The organism is Nonomuraea diastatica (assembly GCF_004349015.1).
GTDB lineage: Bacteria > Actinomycetota > Actinomycetes > Streptosporangiales > Streptosporangiaceae > Nonomuraea > Nonomuraea diastatica.
On record NZ_SMKP01000065.1, the window covers coordinates 16,232 to 38,185 of the forward strand.

The 21,954-nt window shown below is 71.2% G+C and carries 18 protein-coding genes and 1 pseudogene; 6 read left to right on the forward strand and 13 right to left on the reverse strand.

Annotation, left to right across the window (positions count from 1 at the left end; translation table 11 throughout):
- Positions 1-109 precede the first annotated feature (109 nt).
- On the forward strand, positions 110-502 hold the full coding sequence (locus E1294_RS22880; RefSeq protein WP_132511304.1) for a YbaB/EbfC family nucleoid-associated protein: 393 nt from the start codon (positions 110-112) through the stop codon (positions 500-502).
- 13 nt (positions 503-515) lie between these two features.
- Positions 516-887, forward strand: a complete 372-nt coding sequence (locus E1294_RS22885) for a YbaB/EbfC family nucleoid-associated protein (protein WP_165977431.1) — start codon at positions 516-518, stop codon at positions 885-887.
- Positions 888-927: 40 nt separating this feature from the next.
- On the opposite strand, the gene E1294_RS22890 is transcribed toward E1294_RS22885, so the two are convergent.
- Together E1294_RS22890 and E1294_RS22895 are read right to left on the reverse strand one after the other, a co-directional pair.
- Entirely contained in the window at positions 928-2,061 is a 1,134-nt protein-coding gene (locus E1294_RS22890; RefSeq protein ID WP_132511318.1) for a sensor histidine kinase, read from the reverse strand.
- Between the two features lie 68 nt (positions 2,062-2,129).
- Positions 2,130-4,103 carry a family 10 glycosylhydrolase gene (locus E1294_RS22895; protein ID WP_132511320.1) on the reverse strand — a complete coding sequence of 658 codons (1,974 nt, stop codon included), beginning with the start codon at positions 4,101-4,103 and terminating at the stop codon, positions 2,130-2,132.
- Positions 4,104-4,287: 184 nt separating this feature from the next.
- Here E1294_RS22895 and E1294_RS22900 point away from each other — a divergent pair, with 184 nt between their 5' ends.
- Positions 4,288-5,802 carry a golvesin C-terminal-like domain-containing protein gene (locus E1294_RS22900; RefSeq protein ID WP_132511322.1) on the forward strand — a complete coding sequence of 505 codons (1,515 nt, stop codon included), beginning with the start codon at positions 4,288-4,290 and terminating at the stop codon, positions 5,800-5,802.
- Between the two features lie 170 nt (positions 5,803-5,972).
- Here E1294_RS22900 and E1294_RS22905 read toward each other — a convergent pair whose 3' ends face one another.
- Positions 5,973-6,983: an ABC transporter substrate-binding protein gene (locus tag E1294_RS22905; RefSeq protein ID WP_165977432.1), complete on the reverse strand. Its 1,011-nt coding sequence runs from the start codon at positions 6,981-6,983 to the stop codon at positions 5,973-5,975.
- A 58-nt stretch (positions 6,984-7,041) separates the two neighbouring features.
- Positions 7,042-7,203 (reverse strand): annotated as a pseudogene (locus E1294_RS22910) (response regulator); the annotation flags it as partial.
- A 142-nt stretch (positions 7,204-7,345) separates the two neighbouring features.
- Here E1294_RS22910 and E1294_RS22915 point away from each other — a divergent pair.
- From E1294_RS22915 to E1294_RS22925, 3 genes are all read left to right on the forward strand, one after another.
- Positions 7,346-8,875 (forward strand): DUF1349 domain-containing protein, encoded by a 1,530-nt coding sequence (locus E1294_RS22915; RefSeq protein ID WP_132511326.1) that lies wholly within the window; start codon positions 7,346-7,348, stop codon positions 8,873-8,875.
- Positions 8,876-9,280: 405 nt separating this feature from the next.
- On the forward strand, positions 9,281-9,499 hold the full coding sequence (locus tag E1294_RS22920; protein WP_132511328.1) for a hypothetical protein: 219 nt from the start codon (positions 9,281-9,283) through the stop codon (positions 9,497-9,499).
- 410 nt (positions 9,500-9,909) lie between these two features.
- Positions 9,910-11,298 (forward strand): hypothetical protein, encoded by a 1,389-nt coding sequence (locus tag E1294_RS22925; protein WP_132511330.1) that lies wholly within the window; start codon positions 9,910-9,912, stop codon positions 11,296-11,298.
- 54 nt (positions 11,299-11,352) lie between these two features.
- Here E1294_RS22925 and E1294_RS22930 read toward each other — a convergent pair whose 3' ends face one another.
- The 9 genes from E1294_RS22930 to E1294_RS22970 form a co-directional block, all read right to left on the reverse strand.
- On the reverse strand, positions 11,353-12,774 hold the full coding sequence (locus E1294_RS22930; RefSeq protein ID WP_132511332.1) for a pyridoxal phosphate-dependent decarboxylase family protein: 1,422 nt from the start codon (positions 12,772-12,774) through the stop codon (positions 11,353-11,355).
- Positions 12,775-12,797: 23 nt separating this feature from the next.
- Positions 12,798-13,427: a TetR/AcrR family transcriptional regulator gene (locus E1294_RS22935; protein ID WP_132511334.1), complete on the reverse strand. Its 630-nt coding sequence runs from the start codon at positions 13,425-13,427 to the stop codon at positions 12,798-12,800.
- Between the two features lie 76 nt (positions 13,428-13,503).
- Positions 13,504-14,682, reverse strand: a complete 1,179-nt coding sequence (locus E1294_RS22940) for an ABC transporter permease (protein WP_132511336.1) — start codon at positions 14,680-14,682, stop codon at positions 13,504-13,506.
- Complete coding sequence (locus E1294_RS22945; RefSeq protein ID WP_246083203.1) at positions 14,682-15,425, reverse strand: ABC transporter ATP-binding protein; 744 nt, start codon at positions 15,423-15,425, stop codon at positions 14,682-14,684. Before E1294_RS22945 ends, E1294_RS22940 begins: the two co-directional genes overlap by 1 nt.
- Positions 15,418-17,115 (reverse strand): peptidoglycan-binding protein, encoded by a 1,698-nt coding sequence (locus E1294_RS57270; protein ID WP_132511340.1) that lies wholly within the window; start codon positions 17,113-17,115, stop codon positions 15,418-15,420. Before E1294_RS57270 ends, E1294_RS22945 begins: the two co-directional genes overlap by 8 nt.
- A 7-nt stretch (positions 17,116-17,122) precedes the next feature.
- A complete protein-coding gene (locus E1294_RS22955; protein WP_132511342.1) occupies positions 17,123-18,022 on the reverse strand; it encodes a hypothetical protein in 900 nt (299 codons plus the stop codon).
- A gap of 32 nt (positions 18,023-18,054) precedes the next feature.
- Entirely contained in the window at positions 18,055-18,966 is a 912-nt protein-coding gene (locus tag E1294_RS57275; RefSeq protein WP_132511344.1) for a hypothetical protein, read from the reverse strand.
- Positions 18,963-19,286, reverse strand: coding sequence for a PadR family transcriptional regulator (locus tag E1294_RS22965; RefSeq protein WP_132511346.1), 324 nt, complete (start codon positions 19,284-19,286; stop codon positions 18,963-18,965). Before E1294_RS22965 ends, E1294_RS57275 begins: the two co-directional genes overlap by 4 nt.
- Positions 19,287-19,334: 48 nt before the next feature.
- Entirely contained in the window at positions 19,335-21,872 is a 2,538-nt protein-coding gene (locus E1294_RS22970) for a glycoside hydrolase family 9 protein (RefSeq protein ID WP_132511348.1), read from the reverse strand.
- Between the last annotated feature and the right edge of the window lie 82 nt (positions 21,873-21,954).

The window sequence follows — 21,954 nt, forward strand, 5'->3', positions numbered from 1 at the left end:
ACATAGTATGAAATGGCCTGATTCTTTATGACATGCGGCTGTGGGGTAAAGATCACGAGTCTGTTGGTTAAACTGAGCCGCTGTTCGCTCATGACCATCGGAGTGAGACATGCGCCCACCAGCACCGGAAGACGACGCGGAGTTCCTGGCCAGGTACGTCGAGAGGAGCCAGGAGATCATCCGCGGCATCAGGGCGGCCCAGGTCGCAATCGGGCAGGTGGAGAGCCGGGCCGAGAGCAGGGACGGGCTGGTCGAGGCGGCCGCCGACGGCCACGGCCGCCTGACGCGCCTGCGCATCGACCCGCGGGCGCTGCGGCAGGGCGAACGGGCGCTCGGCGGGCAGGTGGCGGCGGTGCTCCGCGCGGCGCAGGAGGAGGCCGCGCGCCAGGCACAGGAGATAGCGGACGAGGCATCGGAACGCGCAGGCGCGCTGCCCGAGCCGCTGGACGAGACGTTCGTCCGCGACCGGGTCGAGCAGGCGGCCCACGACCTTCTTTCGTGAACGGAGGCTGAACGTGTACGGCTTCGACCCGGCCCCAGGAGACGTGGGAGACCCGGACGCGCCCGCGCGGCAGGGCGAGCAGCTCGTGGCCCAGCTGGAGGCCGCGCAGGACGACCTCGCCAAGATCGTCGGCACCGGCAAGGGGCCCTCGAAACACGTCGCGGTGTCGGTCGACCACGAGGGCCGCGTCCTCGACGTCACGTTCGACGCCCGCGCCATGCGCCTGACCAGCAGAGACCTGGCCGACGAGGTGCTCGCGGCGATCGGTGAGGCGGTCACCGACGCCGAGCGGCAGACCATCGAGATGCTGCGCGAGGCCATCCCCGGTTACGACCCCGTGGCCGCTCGGGCCGAGCTGGAGCGGGCGCTGGCCGGCTGGGCCTGACAGGTCCCGCCTGCGACGTGGGGGAAGGCTGGGCCCGCGGTCACGGCCGCGACGTGGGGAAGGACGCCTCGACGCGGAAGCCGCCGTCGACGTCCTGGCCGATCTCCATGGTGCCGCCGGCCAGCTCCACGTGCCGGCACAGGTCGAGCAGGCCCATGCCTGGATCGCTGAGGGCGACCCAGGCGTCCGGCCGGCCGGGCGTGTTGCGCACGCTCAGCCGTACCGCTCCTGGCCGGTAGCTCACCTGCACCCGCACGTCCGCGCCGGGCGCGTGCTTGCGCACGTTCGTCAGGGCCTCCTGCACCAGCAGGTACGCCACCCGCCCCACCACGCCAGGCACCGGCGCGGGCGTGCCGGTCACCGCCAGCTCGACGGGCACCCCCGCGCAGGCCGACTCGGTGATCAGCGGCCGCAGGTCGGGCAGCGGAAGCCCCAGGTCGAAGCCCTCTCCTGAAGCACGCCGCAGCAGCGCCACCATGTGGCGCAGCTCGTCCAGCGCCTCGCAGCCCGTGGCCCGCAGTTCCTCGGCCGCCGCCCGCACCCGCTCGTCGGGCGCGCTCATGGCCAGCATCCCGGCCTGCAGCACCATCCGGCTCACGCGATAGGTGACCACGTCGTGCATCTCGCCCGCCAGCCGTTCGCGCTCGATCCGCTCGGCCCGTTCCGCCTGCCCGCGCTGGAGCCGGGTCCGGAGGGCGGTGTACATCCCGTACATGACCGCGAGCGCGATCACCGCCTCGGTGCGCAGGACGAGGGGCATCTGGTGGGGCAGCGCCAGCACGGCGAGCGCCAGGACGATCACCGGCAGCCACTGCGCGCCCGCGGGGTGCCGATCACCGGGCCGACTGGCCCCGTCACGGAGCCGATCGTTGGGCCGGTTTCTGGCGAACGCCATCGCGCCGTACGCGGCGAACGCGGCCGTGGGCGGCCAGAGCGGCGCGCCCACGGGCGGGACCACGGCGGGCCCCGCGAACACGAGAAGCACGGGCAGGGCGAGCGCCGTGCCCGCGCTGATCCACGCGACCGTGAGCGGGGCCCTGCGCATCCAGAGCAGCGACAGCGCCGGCGCCATCAGGAGCGCCAGCACCAGACCCTGGTAGCCGGTCGCCGCGGTCAGGCCTGCCGCGACCATGACCGCGATCGCGTCGATCGGCCGCGGGCGGGCTCCGTCCACCGGCTCATCGTACGATCGCGGGCCGGGCGTGCCCACCCTCCAGCCGCACGCTCCGTTCAGCGACGGCGTCAAGCCCTGGTGATGCGGACCGCGTCGGCGATCACGTATCCCGTGGCGGACGTCCAGCGGCTCACGCCGACCACGTTGTAGGTGCCGGCCGCCAGCGGGTACGTCCCGAGCGCCCGCCACTGCCCGCCCCCCGAGCGCTGGTCGACGACGACCGTCCGGTTACCGCCGGAGGCGGCCACGATGTACGGGGTCGCGCTGTTGTAGCCGGCGTCGGACGGATACCACACCTCCACCCGGTAGTCGCCCGCGCTGGGGATGGCCGCCCGGAACCAGGCGGGGTCGCTGGCCGATACCGGGTCGGCGAAACGGTAGTCGGTGCCGTGCCGCTGCCCGGAGAAGGCTGAGGTGCCCCAGCTCGCGCTGGCGGTGAAGCCGGAGCCGGCGTTGTCCACCACGACGCTGAACGTGCCGCCGCCCGCCTCCACGACCCGGCCCGCGCTCGGCGAACCCTCCTGGTGGGTGCGGTTGAGCGCGCTCACGTAGTACGTGTAGGCCAACCCGCCGGCGGTCGTGTCCGTGAACGTGGTCTGCCGGGTCGTCGTGACCAGGTTGCGGGCGTCGGCGAAGAAGCACGGGTCGGCCGAGGACCGCGCCCCGTCCACCCGGTACACCGCGTACGCGGTGCCCGAGCCCGTCCAGGCCAGCCGGACGCCGTCCGAGGCGCGCGCGGCCGAGGTGATCGACGGCGCGGCCGGCGCGTTGCCCGAGCCGCGCGCGGGCAACAGCGCGGGCCTGGTGTAGTGGGCGTCGACGACCCGGGTGAACGCGCCGATCCTGTCGGCCCTGACGTCCTTGGCGCTGAAGAACACGTCGCCGACCACCTCGGGATGTTTCCTGTTGTCGTGCAGGTGGTCGCTCAGCTCGGCCGGGTCCTGCCAGGCGGCGTCCTCCCCGGACGCGCCCGCCCGGTAGGCGGCCTGGCCGATGACGAGCCGCACGCCGGTGTCCCTGACCACGTCCGACCACCAGGCGGTGAGCACCTCGTACGCGGCGGTGGAGAACCCGATGTGCCAGTAGATCTGCGGCGAGATGTAGTCGACCCAGCCCTGCTTGACCCACTCGCGGCTGTCGGCGTAGATCGCGTCGTACGACTGCAGGCCCGAGGTGCGCGAGCCGAGCGGGTCGGTGCCGGCGTTGCGCCAGATGCCGAACGGGCTGATGCCGAACGACACGTGCGGCTTGGCGCCGTGGATGCGCTGGTCGAGCTCGCGTACGAGGAGGTTGACGTTGTTGCGCCGCCAGTCGCCGATGGTGGCGAACCCGGCGCCGTACCTGTCGTACGTGGCGGAGTCGGGGATGGTCTGGCCGCTCACCGGATAGGGGTAGAAGTAGTCGTCGAGGTGCACGCCGTCCACGTCGTAGCGGGAGACGGCGTCCATGATCGCGTTCTCGATGAAGGCGCGGACCTCCGGGATGCCCGGGTTGTAGTAGAGCTTGCCGCCGTAGGCGAAGCGCCAGCCGGGGTTCCTGCGCGCGGGGTGCGTGGACACCAGCCTGCTCGGGTCGTCGTGGTTGGCGATCCGGTACGGGTTGAACCAGGCGTGGAACTCCAGGTTGCGGGCGTGTGCCTCGTTCACCATGAACGCCAGCGGGTCGTAGCCGGGGTCGCGGCCCTGGGTGCCGGTCAGCCACTGCGACCACGGCTCGTGGGGCGACGGCCAGAAGGCGTCGGCCGTCGGCCTGATCTGCACGATCACGGCGTTCATGCGCTTGCGTACGGCCAGGTCCAGCCAGGCGCGGAACTCCGCCTGCTGCGCCGACACGCTCAGCCCGGTGCGGCTCGGCCAGTCGATGTTCGCGACCGAGGAGATCCACATGGCCCTGAGCTGGCGCTTCGGGGTGGCCGGGTCGGTCTCGCAGGCCGCTGACACGGAGGCCGAGTCTGAGGCGGAAGCGGAGGCGGAGGTGGGGGCCACGATGCCGACGAGTGCGGCGGTGAACGCCACCAGGACGGTACGCAGGAGCGCGGTCACGAAAGGAAGTTTCAGCGCCACTCGGTGAAAGCGCAATAGTTTTCAGGGGCCCAATCTCACGAGGCGCTCGTCTCCCGGAAAGGTGGGGCGAAAAGTTTCACTTAACCGAGAAGTAATGTCAATTATCGACATTAGTCAGGAAGGTGTCGTACCGTGCCCCCGTTACCCCCAACGAGGAGCACCCATGACTCTCGCCCGCACGCGATTAGCCGCCCTCGCCACCTCCCTCCTCGCCGTCCTGCTCATCGTCGCAGGCCAGCCCGCCGTCGCCACGGCCGAGGAGAACCCGCTCGCCGCCGCGTTCGACCGCGCGGCCACCGAACACGACGTTCCCCGCGACCTGCTCGTCGCCCTCGCCTACGCCGAGACCCACCTCGACGGCCACGGCGGCGAGCCCAGCGCCAGCGGGGGCTACGGCGTGATGCATCTGGTCAGCAACCCCACCAACCACTCGCTCGAACAGGCCGCCGAGCTCACCAAGCTCCCGGTCGACAAGCTGCGCGCCGACGACGAGGCCAACATCCTCGGCGGCGCCGCCGTCCTGCGGGTCCACGCCGACAAGCTCGGCCTCGACGAGGCGGCCAGGAAGGACATCGGCCGCTGGTACCAGGCCGTGGCCAAGTACGGCAACGCGAGCTCCCCCGAGCTCGCCCGCCTGTACGCCGACGCCGTCTACGAAGGGCTCGGTCTCGGCATCGACATCCGTGGTGTGCAGGTCAAGCCGCAGGAGGTCACCGCCGACCGCGGCGACCTGGCCAACGCCCGCGACCTCAACGCGCGGGCCGCCGCGAGCCCCGACTACCCGCCGGCCGCCTGGGTCGCGGCCAACTCCGGCAACTACACCGCCTCCAGCCGAGAATCGAGCTACAACATCGACCGGGTGATCGTCCACGTCACCCAGGGCTCGTACGCCGGCACCATCTCCTGGTTCCAGAACCCGAGCGCCAACGTCTCCGCCCACTACGTGGTCAAGTCGTCCAACGGCGCCATCACCCAGATGGTGCGCGACAAGGACGTCGCCTGGCACGCGGGCAACTGGTCCTACAACACCCGCTCGATCGGCATCGAGCACGAAGGCTGGGTCGACGACGCGTCATGGTTCACCGACGCGATGTACCGGGCCTCCGCCGCCTTGACGCGCCACCTCTGCGACAAGTACGGCATCCCCAAGACCCGGACCGGCATCATCGGGCACAATGAGGTGCCCGGCGCCACCCACACCGACCCGGGCAGGAACTGGAACTGGACCACGTACATGAACTACGTGACCGGTGGCGGCAACCCCCCGTCGTGGACGACGACCGTCGACAACGCCACCTCCGGCCAGTTCACCGCCAGCGCCAACTGGGGCACGTCCACCTTCTCCAGCCAGCGCCACGGCGCCGACTACCGCTTCGCCGACCCGGTCTCCTCCAGCGACCCGGCCTGGTACTCGGCCACCATCCCGAGCGCGGGCACGTACCACGTGGAGGTCTGGTATCCGTCTGATGCCGGGTACAACAGCTCGGCGCCGTACATCGTGGCGACATCGAGCGGCAACCGGACCGTCTACGTCGACCAGAGATCCGGCGGCGGGTCCTGGCGCAGCATCGGTTCCTTCTCGCTCAACGCCGGCACCTACAACGTCGTGGGCGTGAGCCGGTGGACCTCGGGCACCGGCTACGTCATCGCCGACGCGGTACGGATCAGCCGGAGCTGAAAGCCGTGCGGCTCGCGCCCACTCTGGCGGGGGCACGAGCCGCACCCGGGCCGGCCCGCCTGCCACGGCGGGCCGGCCCATCACGGTGGGCGCATGCGGCCGTCCGCTATTGGTCGGCGGGTGGGCTACCGCCGGTCGGCCCGCTACGGCGGGCGCATGATGTCGGCCCGCTACGGCCAGCGGGTGAGCGCGGCCCGATGCCCGATCTGAGCACCGCTGCCCGGGTCGACCCGGAAAGCCCCGAACAGCGTGGTCGTCTCCAGAGCGGTGGCAGCGGCCCACAACGCGGCGCGCCCGGCACGTCCGGCGCGTTCGGCGTGTTCGGCACGTCCGGTGCTCCCGGTCAGTGTGGCGCAATGGGTCGCGACGACGGCGGCGGCCACCGCCTGCACGGCCGGATAGTCGGGCACGGTCCCGGCCCGCTCCCGGTAGGCGGCCACGAAGTCACGCTCCGGCATCCCGACCGCCGCCTCGCCCCCGCCATCCGGGAACCACTGCCCGACCCCGTAGATCCCGTGCGGATCGCCGACCGCCTCGCCGAACGCCCGCACCCCGGCCGCCACGGCGCAGATCGCCCGCGCGCCCGCGCCCCGCCGGACCACCTCGACGTCCTCCTCGAAGGACCCGCAGCACAGCAGATTCCACGACCCGCCGACGGGCAGCGCGTCACCGGGCCGGGCCACGGTCACCGGGATGCCGCGTTCGTGCGCGGCCCATTCGGCGCCCGCCGCCACCTGCCGTCCGAAACTCCCCTTGCCGGGCACGACCCACAACCGGTCCCGCTCGCCGTCCTCGGCCAGCCGCCGGACGAACGGCTCCGCGTACGCGCTCGCCGGCGCCAGGATCGACACGAGATGTCCGGGATACGCCGCCTGCACATCGTCACCGGCCCCGCCGTGGTTCCACACCAGCCGGTTTAGGTCTGCGGCGACCCGCCCCGCCCTGCGCATGAGATGCGTGGAGTACGGCCCCAGCAGCAGGTCGCACCGGACCGCCAGCCCGCGCAGCACCCGCTCCAGCACCTCCGGATCGCTGCGATCGTCCTCGACGACCACTTCCGCACCGTCCTCGGCGGCCTGCCAGATCTCCAGCCCGAGCCTGGCCTGCTCGCCGAAGCGCGCGTACCTTCCGGACAGGGACAGCGGAACTCCGAGCCTGAGTCCGGCGATCTGCGACCTCATCTCCTCAGCATGCAACGCGGGTGCCATCCCGGAGGCGGCAGGTGGCCGGTGAGGTCAGGAGGTCGCGGTCGAGGATCACCACGTCGTAGCGGGTGGCGGCCAGGCGGTCGAGGGCGGCGGTTCCGTCCAGGACGACGTCGACGGCCATGCCCTCGCGGCGCAGCCCGGTTCCGATGGAGCGGGCGAGGACCTCGAAGTCCTCGACGACGAGGACCCTCACCGCCCCTCACCGCCGCTCATCGTGCGGCCGAACCTGCCGCCGGGTCGAGGTGCCATGCTTTGACGATGCCAGATCCCCGGTTCCAGCCGGGTCGCAGCGGCTGCGACCCGGCTGGAACCGGGTGCGGCGTACAACCGTCGGCATGAGTTCATTCACGCCCCACCGATCCCGCCAACAGGCCGGGTTCTCCGCGTTGCTGCGCGGGGAGTGGGCCACGTTCCGCTCCTCGCGCGTCTGGGTGCTCACCATGGCGGCCTCCGTGCTGGTCACCGTGTCGCTCGGACTGCTGATCGCCGGGGGTGTCCGCAGTACTTGCGTGACCGGGAAGGGGGAGGGCCCCTGCCCCGCGCCTTTGGTGGGACCTGATGGCACGGCGGTCAACGACAGGTACTACTTCGTGCACCAGCCGCTCAAGGGGGACGGCGGCATCGTCGCCCGTGTGTCGGACATGACCGGGCAGATGCGGATGCCGGACGCCGTACCGGGGGTGCGCAACGTCAAGGAGGGGGTGGTGCCGTGGGCGAAGGCCGGGCTCCTGGTCAGGCAGAGTCTTCGGCAGGGCTCACCGTACGCGGCTGTCATGCTCACCGGGGCTCATGGCGTGCGGATGCAGCACAACTTCATCCATGACGTGGCCGGTGGTCCTCACAATGGCCCTCAGTGGTTGCGGCTGACCAGGTCGGGTGACACCGTCACCGGCTATGAGTCAGATGACGGCAAGGCGTGGACCGAGGTCAGCACGGTCAAGCTGACGGGGTTGGCGGAGACGGTGGAGATCGGGTTGTTCGCCACCTCGCCAGGCGTGTTGTGGGAGGGGGCGAAAGCCTTCGCCGAGGTCACCGCCACCTTCGATCAGGTCGCGTTGCAGGGTGCGAACGGTTCGTGGCGGCGTGACGACGTCGGCGTCTCCATGGAGTCCGACGGCACGACTCCGCATCACCCGGGCGGGGTCGTCGAGTCCGGCGGCAAGCTCATCGTGACCGGGGTCGGTGACATCGGGCCCGCCCCGGTGGAGGGCGGTCTGCGCGCTGACCTCATGCTGACCGGCGGGGCCGTGGGGTTGATCCCCGTGCTCGTGGTGGCGGTCACGTTCGTCACGGCGCAACGCCGGCGCGGGCTGATCGGGACCGGCCTGCCGGGCGGGCCGCATCCGGGGCGGGTGCTGGGGGCCAAGGCCGTGGTGGTCGGCGCGGTCGCGTTCGTGGCGGGGCTGGTGACCTCGGGGGTGGTGGTTCCTGTCGGTCTGGCGATGTTGCGTGCCAACCAGAACCCGATTCAGCCGATCACCCTGGCCACCGGGCTCCGGGTGGTGGTCGGCTACGCGGCGCTGACCGCGGTCGCCGCGGTGCTGGCTCTGGGCCTCGCCGCGCTGGTCAGGCGGGCCGTGGTCGCCGTCGGGCTGGCCATCGCGCTGGTCGTCGTGCCTTACCTGGTGGCGACCGCGGGCTTGGTGCCATGGCTGCTGGTGATCACCCCTGCCGCCGGGTTCGCGATCACGCAGAGCGTTCCCACGTTCGCGCATGTGGACGTGGACCAGTCACTGCTCGGCGGCTATTACCCGCTCCCGCCGTGGGCAGGTTTGACCGTGACCTGCGGATATGCCGCCCTCGCCCTCGGGGCGGCGATGGCCGTACACCGCAGGAAAGCCTCACGTCAGGCTCCGCTCCCCTGAAGGTATGTGACAGCCCTGATCCACACGCTTCATGCACGGGGTGCCACGAGTCGGAGCCTGGCGGTGGGTCAGAAGTCGAATTCGCCGAGCTTGGCACCGCCGACGAAGGCGCGAGCTATGTGAGGGCCGCACTGGGAAGGAGTTCAAGGACGCAAGAAAGGCATTCAGACCCATGCTCAGGATTTCGAAGGGGTCAAAAAACTACACAACGGAGAGACCGGACATATCCCTTTGGAGGGGGACGACGCTGCGTCGCGGGGACCGTACCTCGTGGCAGGCGCGCCAGGCGATCGGACTGTGGCTCGCCGACGCTCCTGCCGCCGTCCGGGCCGACGCGCTCCAGATCGTCGCCGAGTTGGTGGCCAACGTCATCCAGCACGTGCCGGAAGGGCGGGGCGCGACTGGGTGAGGCTGCGGCTGTGCTTCGGCGCCGGCTTCGTCCGTCTGGAGGTGATCGACCCGGGCACCCGGACGTCGGCGCCGTGCTTCGAGCCTCCCCGGACGGCGTCCATGGAGGAGGCCGGTCGGAGCCTGGGCATCGTGGCGGGGCTCAGTGCCCGATGCGGCACGGACCTCATCAGGGGCGGTCTCCGCGTCGTGCGGGCCGACCTGGCGGTGGTGTGATGGACGGAAGGCTTCCAGGTTGGAAGATCATGGAAGGCGCTGGAGGCGGCTACATCGCGTTCCGTACCGCCCTCGTGCGCACGGACGGTGGGCTCTCCAACGTGCGGTGCGGCGCGACCCTGACCGAACTGTACGAGCATCTGCAGCAGGAGATCCGGCGACCTCCAGCAAGCGGGCCTCCGGGGCCGCCTGAATACTCCGGCATGAAATCGATGGGTATCGCATGGCAATCGCTGAAAAGGTAGTAACAATGAGACATACTTCGTGCTCCAAAATGAGGGAGAAAGGGGCTTTCCCGTGCTTAGGTAAGGAGGCTTGCCGAAGCTTTGTCGTAGGGGCCTGGCACGACTCGGGTCGCGGCAACCGCTTCAGAGCGTTATCGCCTCTCTGAACGGAGCAACACCTTCATGATGTCCAAGGGTTTAGTCCGCAGGCTGGCGGCGCTCGGCGTCGGCCTGGCCATGGCCGCGACCATGACCACCGGACTGCTGACCGCTTCCGCGGCGGCTGCGAGCACCGGGGCCGCCAAGGCCGCCACGCCGAAGGTTTCGGTGGTGACGCCGAAGGCCTCCCCCAAGGACTACGAGGGAGGATGCCCGGTCAGGGTCACCTTCTCCTCGAAGGTCAAGATCAAGCCCACGAGCAGCAGGACGCGGGTCGTCTACCGCTGGCTGCACGGCGACGGCTCCAAGAGCAAGGTGAAGTCCTACACGCTCAAGGGCACGAGCGCCAGGTGGGTCTCCTTCAAGGAGTCCGCCACCTTCAACAAGGACGTGAAGAAGAACTGGCAGGCCCTGCAGGTCCTCTCGCCTCGGAAGACGACCTCCAGGAAGGGCTACTTCTCGGTCGACTGTGAGAAGCGGATCGTGCTCAAGCCGGCACAGAGGTCCTGGGTCAAGGCCCACGTCAAGGTGGACCGCTCCACCGACTCCTGCGACTCCCGGATCGACGCGGTCGGCTCGATCCGCGTCGGCAAGCCCTCATGGGTGAAGTACCGCTGGCTGCGGAACGGTCACGTCGTGGACTCCGGCAGCGTCAAGGTCTGGGACGATCGCAGGGTCCACTACTCCTTCAAGCCCGGCGGCAGCCACAAGGGCTGGGTGGCGCTCGAGATCGTGCGTCCCGACCACACCTACTCCGGCCGGGCGTACTACGAGGTGCGGTGCGAGGCTGACGCCAAAGCGACGGCCGCGGTGAGCGCGCCCGTCGACTACCAGGGCGGCTGCCCGGTCGGCAGGAAGTTCCACGGCATCGTCGACGCCCACGGCGCGAGCACGACCGTGAAGTACCGCTGGGCCGGTCCGGGCTACCGCGGTCCCGTCGTGTCCCTGTACTTCCCCCGCCACTCCGCCGCCCAGAGCGTGAGCCACACGGTGACGGCGTCCGAGAGCGGCGGCGTCAAGCGCCGGATCGAGATCGTCGGCCCGGACCACACGTACTCCAACACCGCTTCCACCAAGGTGACGTGCAAGGACGCCGTCGTGACGGCGTCGATCTCCAACCTGCGGACCGCCCCTGACAACGCGACGTGCGGGCTGGGCTCCAGCCCCGCCGTCGATGTCTTCGCCGACATCACCGTGACGGATCCGACCACGCTGACCTACCACTGGGTCATCAACGGCGCCACCACCTCCCTCCCCACCACCGTCGAGCTCGACAGGGCGGGCGTTCACCCGGTGGCCATCGGCCTCACGCCGACCGGTCCTCCGACCATCGCGGGTGACATCCGGCTCGTGGTCACCGCCCCGAACGCCGCCGCCGAGACGAGAGCCTTCTCCTACACCTGCCCCACCGCCTGATCCAGGCCCTCGCACAGGCGCGGCGCTCGCCACGGGCGCCGCGCCTTCGCGGCCCTACGGGCCGTAGACGATCGACAGGAAGCGCACCAGCACCCCCTCCCTGCTCGACGCGGGGAGCGCGTCCAGGACGGCGTTGACCGTCGCCATCTCCGGCTGCCCCGCCCCCGGCCGCAGGTCCACGTCCACCGAGGCGGCCAGCTCCGCGAACGCGGCGTCGTCCAGCGCGTCCAGGTCCAGCCCCGCCACCAGCTCGACCAGCCCGTCGGGCAGCACGACCGGGCCGCGCAGCCGGGCGGCCTCGGCCGACTCGGCGATGACCTTCAGCATGGCCTCCACCCCTGACATCGTCGCCCCCGTGACCGTGACGTGCAGGTTGGCCGGGATGCCGGCGTAGGAGAGCTGCGGCTGCAGGAACCAGCCCCGCGCCCGGGCCTCGTCCCCCAGTACGAACACGTCGATCCCGTCCCCGGTGAACGCCAGCAGCGACGACTCCGGCTCGCCCAGCACGCGCAGCCCGGGGATCGCGGAGATCCCCTCGCGCAGCCTGGCCGTCGCCTCCAGTGCGGCCCGGCCGAGCTCGACGTACCCCTGCCTGCCGAGCGCCTGCAGGGTGGCCCACGCGCCGCCGAGCGGGCCCGCCGAGCGGGAGCTCTGCACGGTCGCGTTGATGATCGTGTAGCCGGGCCAGGCCGCCGAGGCGAAGTACGCCCGGCGCCGCATCGCCGGATCGGCGAACAGCACCACCGAGGCGCCCTTGGGGGCGTATCCGAACTTGTGCAGGTCGCAGGAGAGGGACGTGACCCCCGGCACGGACAGGTCGAACGGCGGGACCGCCGCTCCCGCCTCCCGTAACCACGGCAGCAGCCACCCGCCGACGCACGCGTCCACGTGGCACGGAACGCCCGCGCCCGCGGCCACGGCGGCGACCTCTTCGATCGGGTCGACCACCCCTTGAGGGTAGGAGGGCGCGGACGCGACCACCAGGATCGTGTCCGCGTCGATCGCGGCCCCGACGTCGCAGGCCCGCACCTTGTACGTCTCCAGGTCCACGGGCACCGGCACGACCTCGATCCCGAGGTAGTGCGCCGCCTTGTGGAAGGCGGGGTGGGCGGTGACCGGCAGCACGAGGTTCGGGCACGTGCTCCTGGCGGCGTCGCGGGCGGCCTTGACCGCCAGCATGATCGACTCGGTGCCGCCGCTGGTGAAGATGCCGTGGCCGCCGCCGAGCAGGTCCGCTACCGCGCCGACGACCTGCCGCTCCATCTCGACCACGCTGGGGAACGCGGTCGGGTCGAGGCAGTTGACCTCCAGCATCTCGGCGTACGCCCGCGCCGCCGCCTCGCCGATCTCGGCCCGCCCGGTGTCGTAGACGTACGCGGTCACCTGGCCGCCGCGCACCGGTAAGTCGTTCCCCTTGAGCCTGGAGATCTCGGTCAGCAGGTCTTCGGCCGTCCGTCCGGTCAGGGGGAGGTTCACGCGGGCTCCTTCGGGGGCGAAGCTCACCGGGGGTCGCCCGGCAGGCCGAGCATGCGGTGCAGGGTCAGGTGCAGGTGGGCGCGGAAACGGCGCAGCGCGGCCCGGTCGCCGGCTCCTCTGCGGCGGCCCTGGTCGTCGAGCACTCCGCCCTTGGCGAAGCCGTGCACGGACCAGACGACCGTCCACATCGCGTATTCGAGGTCCACTCTGGCGTCGATCAGCCCCGACTCGGCGATGGGCCGCATGGTGGCGGTGACCGCGGCGAAGAGCGGCTGCACGTAGCGGCGCTCCAGCTCGGTGATGTCGCCCGCGTCGGAGAGCCATCGGTGCATCCACAGGGCGGGCACCTCGGGGTTGTCCACGCAGAAGTCGAGGTAGTCGTCGACCAGCCGGTGGATCCCGGCCGCGGGGTCGTCGCCGCGCAGTCGGTCGAGCGCCTGCTCCAGGGCCGCCTTCTCCGCCTGGTGCGCGCGCTCCATGACGGCGAGGTAGAGCTCGCGCTTGCCGCCCACGTGGTAGTTGACGGTGGCGATGTTGAGCCCGGCCGCGTCGGCGATCTGGCGCGTCGAGGTGCCGTCGTAGCCCAGCGCGGCGAACAGCTGGGTCGCGACCTTGAGGATCAGCGCGACCTGTGCGGTCTCGGCAGGTGACATGCTGCCGAACGTAGTTCGGCCGACACGTTTCAGTCAATCACTTGATGGAGAATCTTCCCGGCAGCCGCCCTGTGCTTCACCTCAGTGCGTCCACCGGCTCCATTCTGGCCGCGCGCAGCGCCGGGTAGAGCCCGGCCAGCAGCCCCACCACGGCCCCCGCGATGGGCGCGGCGATCGCCAGGCGCACGTCCAGCAGCGGCGTCCACTGCTGGGCGGCCGAGACGGCGACCACGGTGACCACGCCCAGGCTGGCGCCGATCACGCCGCCGGTCAGCCCGATCAGCGTCGACTCCAGCAGGAACTGGGCGGCGATGTGCCGCCGGGCGGCGCCGAGCGAGCGGCGCAGGCCGATCTCCGGTACGCGTTCCATGACGGTGACGAGGGTGACGTTCGCGATGCCGACGGCCCCCACGACCAGGGACACCAGGCCGAGGATCAGGAAGAGCGCGTTGACGTCGTCCTGCGCCTGGTCACGGGCCCGGGTGGGGCTCGTCGGGGCGACCACGTGGAGCATGTCGCCGTTCCCCGGGCTGAGCGCGGCAGGCGCCTGGCCGGCGATCAGATCGGCGGCGCCCAGAGTGGTGTTGACCAGCACCCGGGTGACGTCGCGCAGCCCGAACTGCCGGCCCGCGGTGGGCGGCACGATCACCGCCGTGCTCAGGTCACGCTCGCGGCGCAGGTCGCCCATGATGCCGATGACCGTGTACGCGTGCTTGCCGATGAAGATCGCTGGTGACCGGTCGAGCCGGGTGACGCCGAGCGCCCGGGCCGCCTGGTCGCCGATCACCGCCACGCGGTCGCCCCGCCGGATGTGTCCCGTGTCGTAGAAGCGGCCCTGCACCATCCGGCCGCGCGCCGCCTGCGGCAACCCGGTCGTCGCGGACAGCACGGTCAAGGACTGCGTGGTGACCCTGGTCGGATCCACGATGTCGTTGGAGCGTACGGACAGGTTGGTGCTGTCCTTGCTCTCGGCCACCGCGGCGGCCGACTCCACGCCGCGCAGCCGGGTCAGCCGGTCGATCGCGTCCCACTCCACGAGCGGGGTGTGCTCCGACTCGGGCACCTCCACGGTGATGGCCGTGGCCACCAGCGCGTCGAAACGGCCGACGATCTGGTTGCCCGCGGTCGCGGCCACGCCGAGCGTGACGACCAGCGTGGTGATGCCGAGCACGGTGCCGAGCGTGGTGAGGGCCGAGCGCACCGGCCGGGCGAGCATGCCGGCGACGGCCTCGCCGATCAGGTCGCGTACGTGCATCAGTCCTCCTCCACCAGCACACCGTCGGTGATGCGCACCCGCCGCTCGGCCCGCGCGCCGACCTCCCGCTCGTGCGTGATGACCACGATCGTCAGCCCCTGCCCGCGCAACTCGTCGAACAGGCCGAGCACCGCCTCGGTGTTGCGGCTGTCGAGGTTGCCGGTGGGCTCGTCGCACAGCAGCAGGGACGGCTCGCCCATGAGCGCTCTGGCGATGGCCGCCCGCTGGCGTTCGCCGCCGGACAGCAGGCCGGGCAGGAAGCCGGCGCGGTGGGCGACGCCGACCCGCTCCAGCGCGGCCTTCGCCCGTGCGCGCCTGCCGCCCCGCCCCTGCTTGACCGCGCGTAAGCCCACGGCCGCGCCGCCGGAGTCCGCCGGCTTGATGCCCGCCTTCTTCCGTCCGCGGTAGACCTCGGCGAGCATGACGTTCTCCACGACGCTGCGGTGGGGCAGCAGGTGGAACGACTGGAAGACGAAGCCGATCCGGTCGCCGCGCAACCGGGTCCTGGCGCCGTCGCGCAGGGCCGTGGTCTCGGTGCCGTCCAGCCGGTAGCTGCCCGAACTGGGCCGGTCGAGCAGGCCGAGCACGTTGAGCAGGGTGGACTTGCCGGAGCCCGACGGGCCCGCGACGGCCAGGTAGTCGCCCCTGTCCACTCTGAGCGTGACGCGGTCGAGGGCGCGGACTGGCGGCTGGGCGGGGAACTCCCTGCACACCTCCGCCAGCTCGATGACCGGTTCAGCCACCGCTGACCACCACCCGGTCGCCCTCCTTGAGCGCGCCGGTGACCTCGACATTCCCGTCCGCGGTCAGGCCCGTGCGCACTTCGACGTCCTTGGTCCTGTCGGGCGCGTACTCGACGCGTACGCGGGCCCTCCCGTCCGCCGAGGTGATCACCGCGGCCACCGGAACCACCAGCACGGGCTCCTCGGTCGCCCCCACGGTGACCCGCGCCGTCACCGCCGTCCCCGCCTTGAGCCCCTTGCTCTTGGCGGGCGTGAGCAGGATCGGCACGGCGCCGTCCGCGGGCTCCTCAGCGCCCGGCACCTTGGCCCGGTCGCCGACCGCGGTGAGCGTGGCGCGGTACGTCCTGCCCGTGTCGAGCTCGACGCTCGCCTCCATGCCCTCGCGCAGCAGCTCGGACTCCGCCGCCTCGACGCTCGCGGTCACCATGAACGACGAGCTGGTCACGGTGGCGACCTCGTCCTCGATCCGCTGCCCGGCCTTCACCGACACCTTCTGCACCCGGGCGGGCAGCTTCGGCAGGAACACCACCTCGCCGGGCGGGATGGAGGTGCCGTACGTGCGAGCGTACTCGGCCAGCATCGACTTGGCTGCCGCCACGTCCTTCCTGGCGCCCGCCACCTTGAGCATGGTGGGGGAGAGCTGCCTGGCCTGGCGCAGCGCCTGCCGGGCCGTGACCAGCGTGTCCTTGGCGGTGCGCACCGCCTTGCGCAGCTCCTCCAGCCGCTTCTCCCTGGCCTGCCGCGCCTCCTCCAGGATGCGGCCGTGCGCCTCGTGGGCGGCGGCGAGGTCGGCCCTGGCGTTCTCCACCCTCATCCGCAGCACGCTCGTGTCGGCCGGTGGCTGGGTCCTGGCCGCCTCCAGTGCCTGCTCGGCCGCCGCCAGCTTCTCCTCCGCCGCGCGCACGGCCGCGTCTGCCGCCGCGAGCTTGGTCTCGTCCTCGGGCGTCAGCCGTTGCGCCTCGGCCTTCTTCAGCGCCCGTTTCGCCGACGTCATGTCCGACTCGGCGTTGTCGAGCTTGACCTTCAGCGGCAGTACGTCGCGGCCCTGGTCGAGCGCCTTCTTCTCGGTCGCGAGGGTCTCCTGCGCCGTCTGTACGGCCTTGCGCAGCGTGTCGTACGCCTGCCGGTCGGTCAGTGTCGGCTGCTGGGCTTCGTATCCCTTCCTCGTGTACATCCCGGTGACCGCGGCGATCGTGGCACGGTCGAACGCGCCCGACAGCGGGCCGCCGAAGCCCAGCCTGCGCAGCGCCCGCTGCAACTGCTCGACGTCGTCGCCCTTGCTGCCGGGGGCGATCGTGCGGTGCATCGGCACGGAGCCACGCAGCACGAACACCGGGCGGCCGTTGACCTCCATCAGCACCGCGCCCTCCTTGATCCGGCCCTTGCGCGGTGCCCGGGTCGCCCGCTGAAGTCCGGACGCGCCACCGCCGGCGTCACCCACTGGGCCGCCGACCACGCCGGCGAGGCTGATGGGCAGGGGCGAGCCGTACTCCAGGGTGCCGCTGGTCGCGACGGTGCTGACGAGCTTGCGGCGCTCGACGGAGGCGGTGACGAGCGAGGGCCGGGGCGCGGCCCTGCGGACCGCCTCGTCGGCGGGCGAGCGGAGCCGGGTGCTCAGCGCCCAGCCCACGGCGGCGATGACGACGACGCTGGCGATGACGCCGGCCAGGAGCCTGCGTGGCGACTTCATAGGGGCTTCACATGCCGAACTGGTCGCTGACCTGCTTGTTGATCGCCTGCTCGCGCGGTAGGTAGGCGAGGTAGAAGTCCTTGCCGCACTCCAGGTCGTCGAGCGCCGCCTTGATCTCCCTGTTCAGGTAGGGTCTGGCCTCCTCAGGGGTGAGGGTTGGCGCGTAGATCATCGGCACTTCGCCCTCCTTCGCCGGAGGCGCGACGTCGGGCACGTCGTCCCGCTGCGCCCGGCCCAGCCTGTCCTCCTGGGCGCGGAATTTGTCCGGGCCGCGCTCCGCCATGGCCAGCGGCGTGGTGTCGCTGATCGCGTGGCCCTTGCCCTTCAGGCAGGTGGCCATGGCGCCGGCGAGCTCGACCAGCTCGGGATCGCTGTTGACGCTGCTCTTGAGCGCGCGCCTGCGGGCCTTGTTGTGCTCGGCGTAGTAGTCGGTGCCCGGCTTCAGATTCAGGCCGAGCACCTGGCCGGCCGCCGTGGCCATGCAGGCGTCCAGGGCCTTGCTGTAGGCGCCGATCTGTGCCTTGGAGAGCGAGGACTGGATCTTCCAGTTGGGATTGATCTCAGGGTTGTCGGGCTTGACGGCTGGGTTCCCCATTTCCTTCGGATAGACGAACAGGGCGAACACCCCGAACCCGTATTTTTCGCGATATTTCCGCAACGCTTGGTAGTCGCCTGCCGCGCGCTTGCGGCTCTCGTCGGTGTCCGGCTGCTGGCTGCGCGACACGAACGGGACGTACTTGAAGCCCTTCTGCTTCATGCAGTCGGCCTTGGCCGCTTCGAGCTGGTGCTTCTTGTCGCTCGTCGCGCTGGGCGAGGGCGCGGCGGTCCCTGTGGCGCCCCCGCAGCCGCAGAGCACGGCCAGGGCTGCCATGGGCAGGATCGTGCGCACGTGGTGTTTGTACGGCATGCCGCAAACATACTCCGTTCAACGAAGTATGGTCAATCCAGGCAGTGCCGCCGTTGCCGGAAGGGCGCGCCGGCGGCCCAGAGCGCCAGCACCGCGAGCACGCCCCAATAGGCCAGATGCTGCCTGGTCAGCTCGGCGGAATGAGCGGCCAGGTCACCCGACGCCACCGCCAGATAGATCCCCGCCCCCAGCGCCCACCGGTAGTCGCGCGCCAGGTAACCGCCCCCCGCCGCCAGCCCGAACGCGGCCGCCTCCACCGCCATCCTGCTCAGGGAGAGGGAGAACGTGCTCTCCTCCGCCATCCACTGCGGGCCCGACCACGCGGCCGCCACGGCCGCCGCGCACCACCACCACGACCTGGCCTGCAGCGGCCGCCCGCGCGCGGCCAGCACCCCCAGGCCGGCCAGCGTGACCGCGTAGCCGCCCGCCACCACGTAGGGGTCGCTGTCGGCGAACAACGCCTGATCGCCGAGCGGCGACGGGTAGACGGGCAGCAGCGTGAGGCCGAAGATCTGCCGGCCGCCCGCGATCGCGACCGCCTTCATGCCGACGACCAGCGTGAGCGGGATCGCCGCCCACGCCCACCCGCGCAGGACGGTGACCAGGGCGAGCGCCGACGCCGCCGTCCACAGCGGCAGCGCCCCCGCGTACGGCAGCAGCGCCGCCAGCTGAGCCGCCGCCAGGGCCGTCACGCCCAGGTGCAGGCCGTCCTTCCAGGGGTTGCCCGTCGCCAGGTGCACGATGCGGCTGCGCACGCCGCCCGCCAGCAGGCCCCACGCCTCCCTCGGCACCGGCACGGTCCTGCCGGGGCCGGCCGACTCCAGTAACACGTCGAGCAACTCGTCACCGTGCGCCGCGCGGTAGGCGCGCGGATAGGCCCGCAACAACCTGCGGTAGCGGCGCTCCAGAGCGCTCATGGCGGACGCGGGCGGGGCGACGGTCATGTGCTGGACGGCCGAAGGACGAGGGAGGCGGCCTCCTGCATCCGCCTGGCCTCGGCCTCCACGAGCGCCTGGCCCTCGTCGGTGATCCTGAAGTAGCGGCGGTTGCGGCCGTTGACCGTCTCCTCCCGGTCGACGGTGATCACTCCGCGCTCGTTGAGCCGCTCCAGGATGCCGTAGAGGGTGCCGACCGACGGCTGCACCCTGCCTGCGGACAGCTCCTTGATCGACTTGCTGATCGCGTGTCCGTGCAGCGGGCCCGCGCGCAGGGCGGTGAGCACGAAGTACATCGGCTCGCTGACTTCAGATGTTCCCCTCGGCATGGGGCGACAGTATTCCGTTCAACGGAGCGTGTGCAACGGCCTGGCCCGTCACGCGCAGCGCTCGCCGTTCAGGTGGAAGACCTCGGGAGCCGGATCAGGGCCCGCGCCGCCGGTGCCGGCGAACCCGAACGTCACCGACCTGCCCGGCTTGATCTGGTCGTTCCAGCCCAGCCCCGTGGCCGTCACCACCGAGCCCGACTGCGCCAGCTTCACGCCCCAGCCCTCCTTGACGCGCTGGCCGCCGAGCCACGACCAGCGCAGGCTCCAGCCGTCCACGCTCTGCCTGCCGGTGTTCTCGATCACCACCTGGGCGATGAACCCGCCAGGCCACGAGCCGTGCCCCGAGTAGCGCACCCGGCAGTCGGAACGCCGGCCGCCGTCCGCCAGGAACGCCGCCACCCAGGCCAGCGGGGCGTTCCAGTTGATGGTCAGCTCGTTCGTGGCCCACGACTCGATGTCGTCGATGTAGCAGAACTGCGGCTTGCAGCCCTGCAGCAGGCGTTGCGCGACCGGGTCCTGGATGGCGGAATTGGGGCCGCCGGCCAGCGTGCCGCGCGGCGGGTTCGGCAGAGCGGGGTCGAGCTGGCGGGCGTACCAGCGGCTGTGCTGGTTCTTCGAGGCCACCTCGCCGTAGCCGGTCACGTACGACTGGTTGAGCGCGTTACGGCCCAGGAGGTAGTCCATGCCCTCGCGTACGGCCGCCCGATACGTCTCCCGCCCGGTCAGGTCGTAGGCCGTGGCCACGACGACCAGGTTGTTGAGCACCAGGTTGTTCGAGCCCCAGTCGAAGTCCGGCGGGTTGTACGGCAGCCCGTACGGGTGCGCCTTCTGGACGGCGAGATACTTGTCCGCCCCCTCGATCACCGACCTGCGCACCCGGCCCCGGTCGGGGATCGTGTTCGGCACGGTCGCCAGCTCCAGGCGGCCCAGCTGCGCGGTGTTGCCCCAGTCGAACCCGCGATCGCGCCAGACGTCGCCGGTGTGGTGCGGCGAACCCAGCACGAACTCCTCGAACTCCTTCTCGCCCGTCGTGATGAACAGCTCCGCCGCCGCCCAGTAGAACTCGTCGCTCACGTCGGCGTCGTTGTAGGCGCCGCCGCCGACGCCGTCGGCCGGGTCGGCGTACCGCTCCGGGTCGGCCTTCGCGGCCGCCCACGCCTTGCGGGCCGCCTCCAGGTTCCTGGCGGCGAACGCGGCGTCGTACGGCGTGAACAGCCGCGCCGCCTGCGCCGCCGTCGCGGCCAGGTTGAGGGTGGCGGCGGTGGACGGCGGGTGCAGCTCGCGCGGCTGCGGGTCCAGGTGCGGCAGCAGCGGCAGCCCGGTCCAGTTCTGGTCGTGGATCTTGTGGTGGGCCATCCCCGCGTCCGGCTCGCCGTCCGGCACCTGCATGCTGAGCAGGAACTCCTGCTCCCAGCGGGCCTCGTCCAGCACGTCGGGGACGCCGTTGCCGCTCTCCGGGATGTCGAGTTGCCCGTCCGCGAACGCCGCCTTGTTCCGCTCGTACGCGGACATGAGCTGGTGGACCGAGATGCCGCCGTTGACGACGTACTTGCCGTGGTCGCCGGCGTCGTACCAGCCGCCCTTGACGTTCAGCGTGTAGTCGCAGACGCCCGGCTGGCACGGCACCTCGACGTCGCCCTGGTTCGGCGCGACTCCGGCGTGACCGGCGGACCTGCCGTAGCCGGGCCTGAGAGCGTCGAGAATCTCGATGCCGCTGCGCTGCGTGTAGTAGAACTTCAGCGCGTCGACCGGCAGCCCGTCGTAGAGGTCGGCGGCGATGTCGAACGGCCGGCTGGTCTCGCCGTCCGCCGTCACCGTGTAACCTCTGCCCGGTTTGCGGTAGGAGCTGAAGTCGAGGGTGTGCACGTTCTCGCCGGAGCTGGCGTCCACGCCTCTCGGCGTGGTCCTGCCCCTGGCGACGGTCTGCTTCTCGGCGTTCCTGAGCTCCCACTCCAGTGCCGTGGTCCCGGTGGTGACCACGGTGGCCTTCTTGGGGCCCGCCGGGAGGTAGCCGACCATGTTCACGCGCACGCGCGGGCCGGTGTCCGGCTCGTACTCCTCCGGCTCGGCCCCGCCCTTGAGCGAGACGTCGTCCATGCAGAACCTCCATGGCTCGGCACTGCCGCCCAGTTGGAAGACGACCTGGGCGTTCGGCAGCGACACGGGTGCGGTGAACGTATAGGAGTGGTCGTCACCCGGGACGCTCAGCTCGGGTGCGGCCGACAGATACTGCGTCCACGGGTCCACCGGGAGCTGGATCAGCGCGCGGCCGACCTTGGCGGGGGTCGCGGAGGCGGCGAAGCGGTACGCGTACGTCTCGCCCGCCACCAGCGGGATGCCATCCTGGCCGATGATGACGTCCCACGGGTTGGCGGTGCCGCCGGGGATGTCGGCGCACAGCCGGCCCTCGTCCACGGAGAGGGTGAGGTTGGCGGTGCCCCACCAGGGAGCGGTGCCGGCGTCGAAGGTGCCGTTCACGATCTGCTCGGGTCCTTCGTCGGCGCGCGCCGCCATGGCTGGGGACGCGGCCGGGGACAGGGCGACCATGGTGAGGAGGGCCAGTAAGGCGGCCCGGCATCGGGTCATGGAGGTCCTTCGATGGGGGTGGGAGCGCTCCCAAAACGGCGCGCGACCCCGATCCTCCTTTCCCGCCGCCGCCCCGTCAACG

Coding starts and splice junctions, on each gene's coding strand:
- E1294_RS22880 (WP_132511304.1), top strand. CDS start 110: ATGCGCCCACCAGCACCGGAAGACGACGCGGAGTTCCTGGCCAGGTAC.
- E1294_RS22900 (WP_132511322.1), top strand. CDS start 4,288: ATGACTCTCGCCCGCACGCGATTAGCCGCCCTCGCCACCTCCCTCCTC.
- E1294_RS22905 (WP_165977432.1), bottom strand. CDS start 6,983: ATGAGGTCGCAGATCGCCGGACTCAGGCTCGGAGTTCCGCTGTCCCTG.
- E1294_RS22915 (WP_132511326.1), top strand. CDS start 7,346: ATGAGTTCATTCACGCCCCACCGATCCCGCCAACAGGCCGGGTTCTCC.
- E1294_RS22925 (WP_132511330.1), top strand. CDS start 9,910: ATGTCCAAGGGTTTAGTCCGCAGGCTGGCGGCGCTCGGCGTCGGCCTG.
- E1294_RS22935 (WP_132511334.1), bottom strand. CDS start 13,427: ATGTCACCTGCCGAGACCGCACAGGTCGCGCTGATCCTCAAGGTCGCG.
- E1294_RS22940 (WP_132511336.1), bottom strand. CDS start 14,682: ATGCACGTACGCGACCTGATCGGCGAGGCCGTCGCCGGCATGCTCGCC.
- E1294_RS57270 (WP_132511340.1), bottom strand. CDS start 17,115: ATGAAGTCGCCACGCAGGCTCCTGGCCGGCGTCATCGCCAGCGTCGTC.
- E1294_RS22955 (WP_132511342.1), bottom strand. CDS start 18,022: ATGCCGTACAAACACCACGTGCGCACGATCCTGCCCATGGCAGCCCTG.
- E1294_RS57275 (WP_132511344.1), bottom strand. CDS start 18,966: ATGACCGTCGCCCCGCCCGCGTCCGCCATGAGCGCTCTGGAGCGCCGC.
- E1294_RS22965 (WP_132511346.1), bottom strand. CDS start 19,286: ATGCCGAGGGGAACATCTGAAGTCAGCGAGCCGATGTACTTCGTGCTC.
- E1294_RS22970 (WP_132511348.1), bottom strand. CDS start 21,872: ATGACCCGATGCCGGGCCGCCTTACTGGCCCTCCTCACCATGGTCGCC.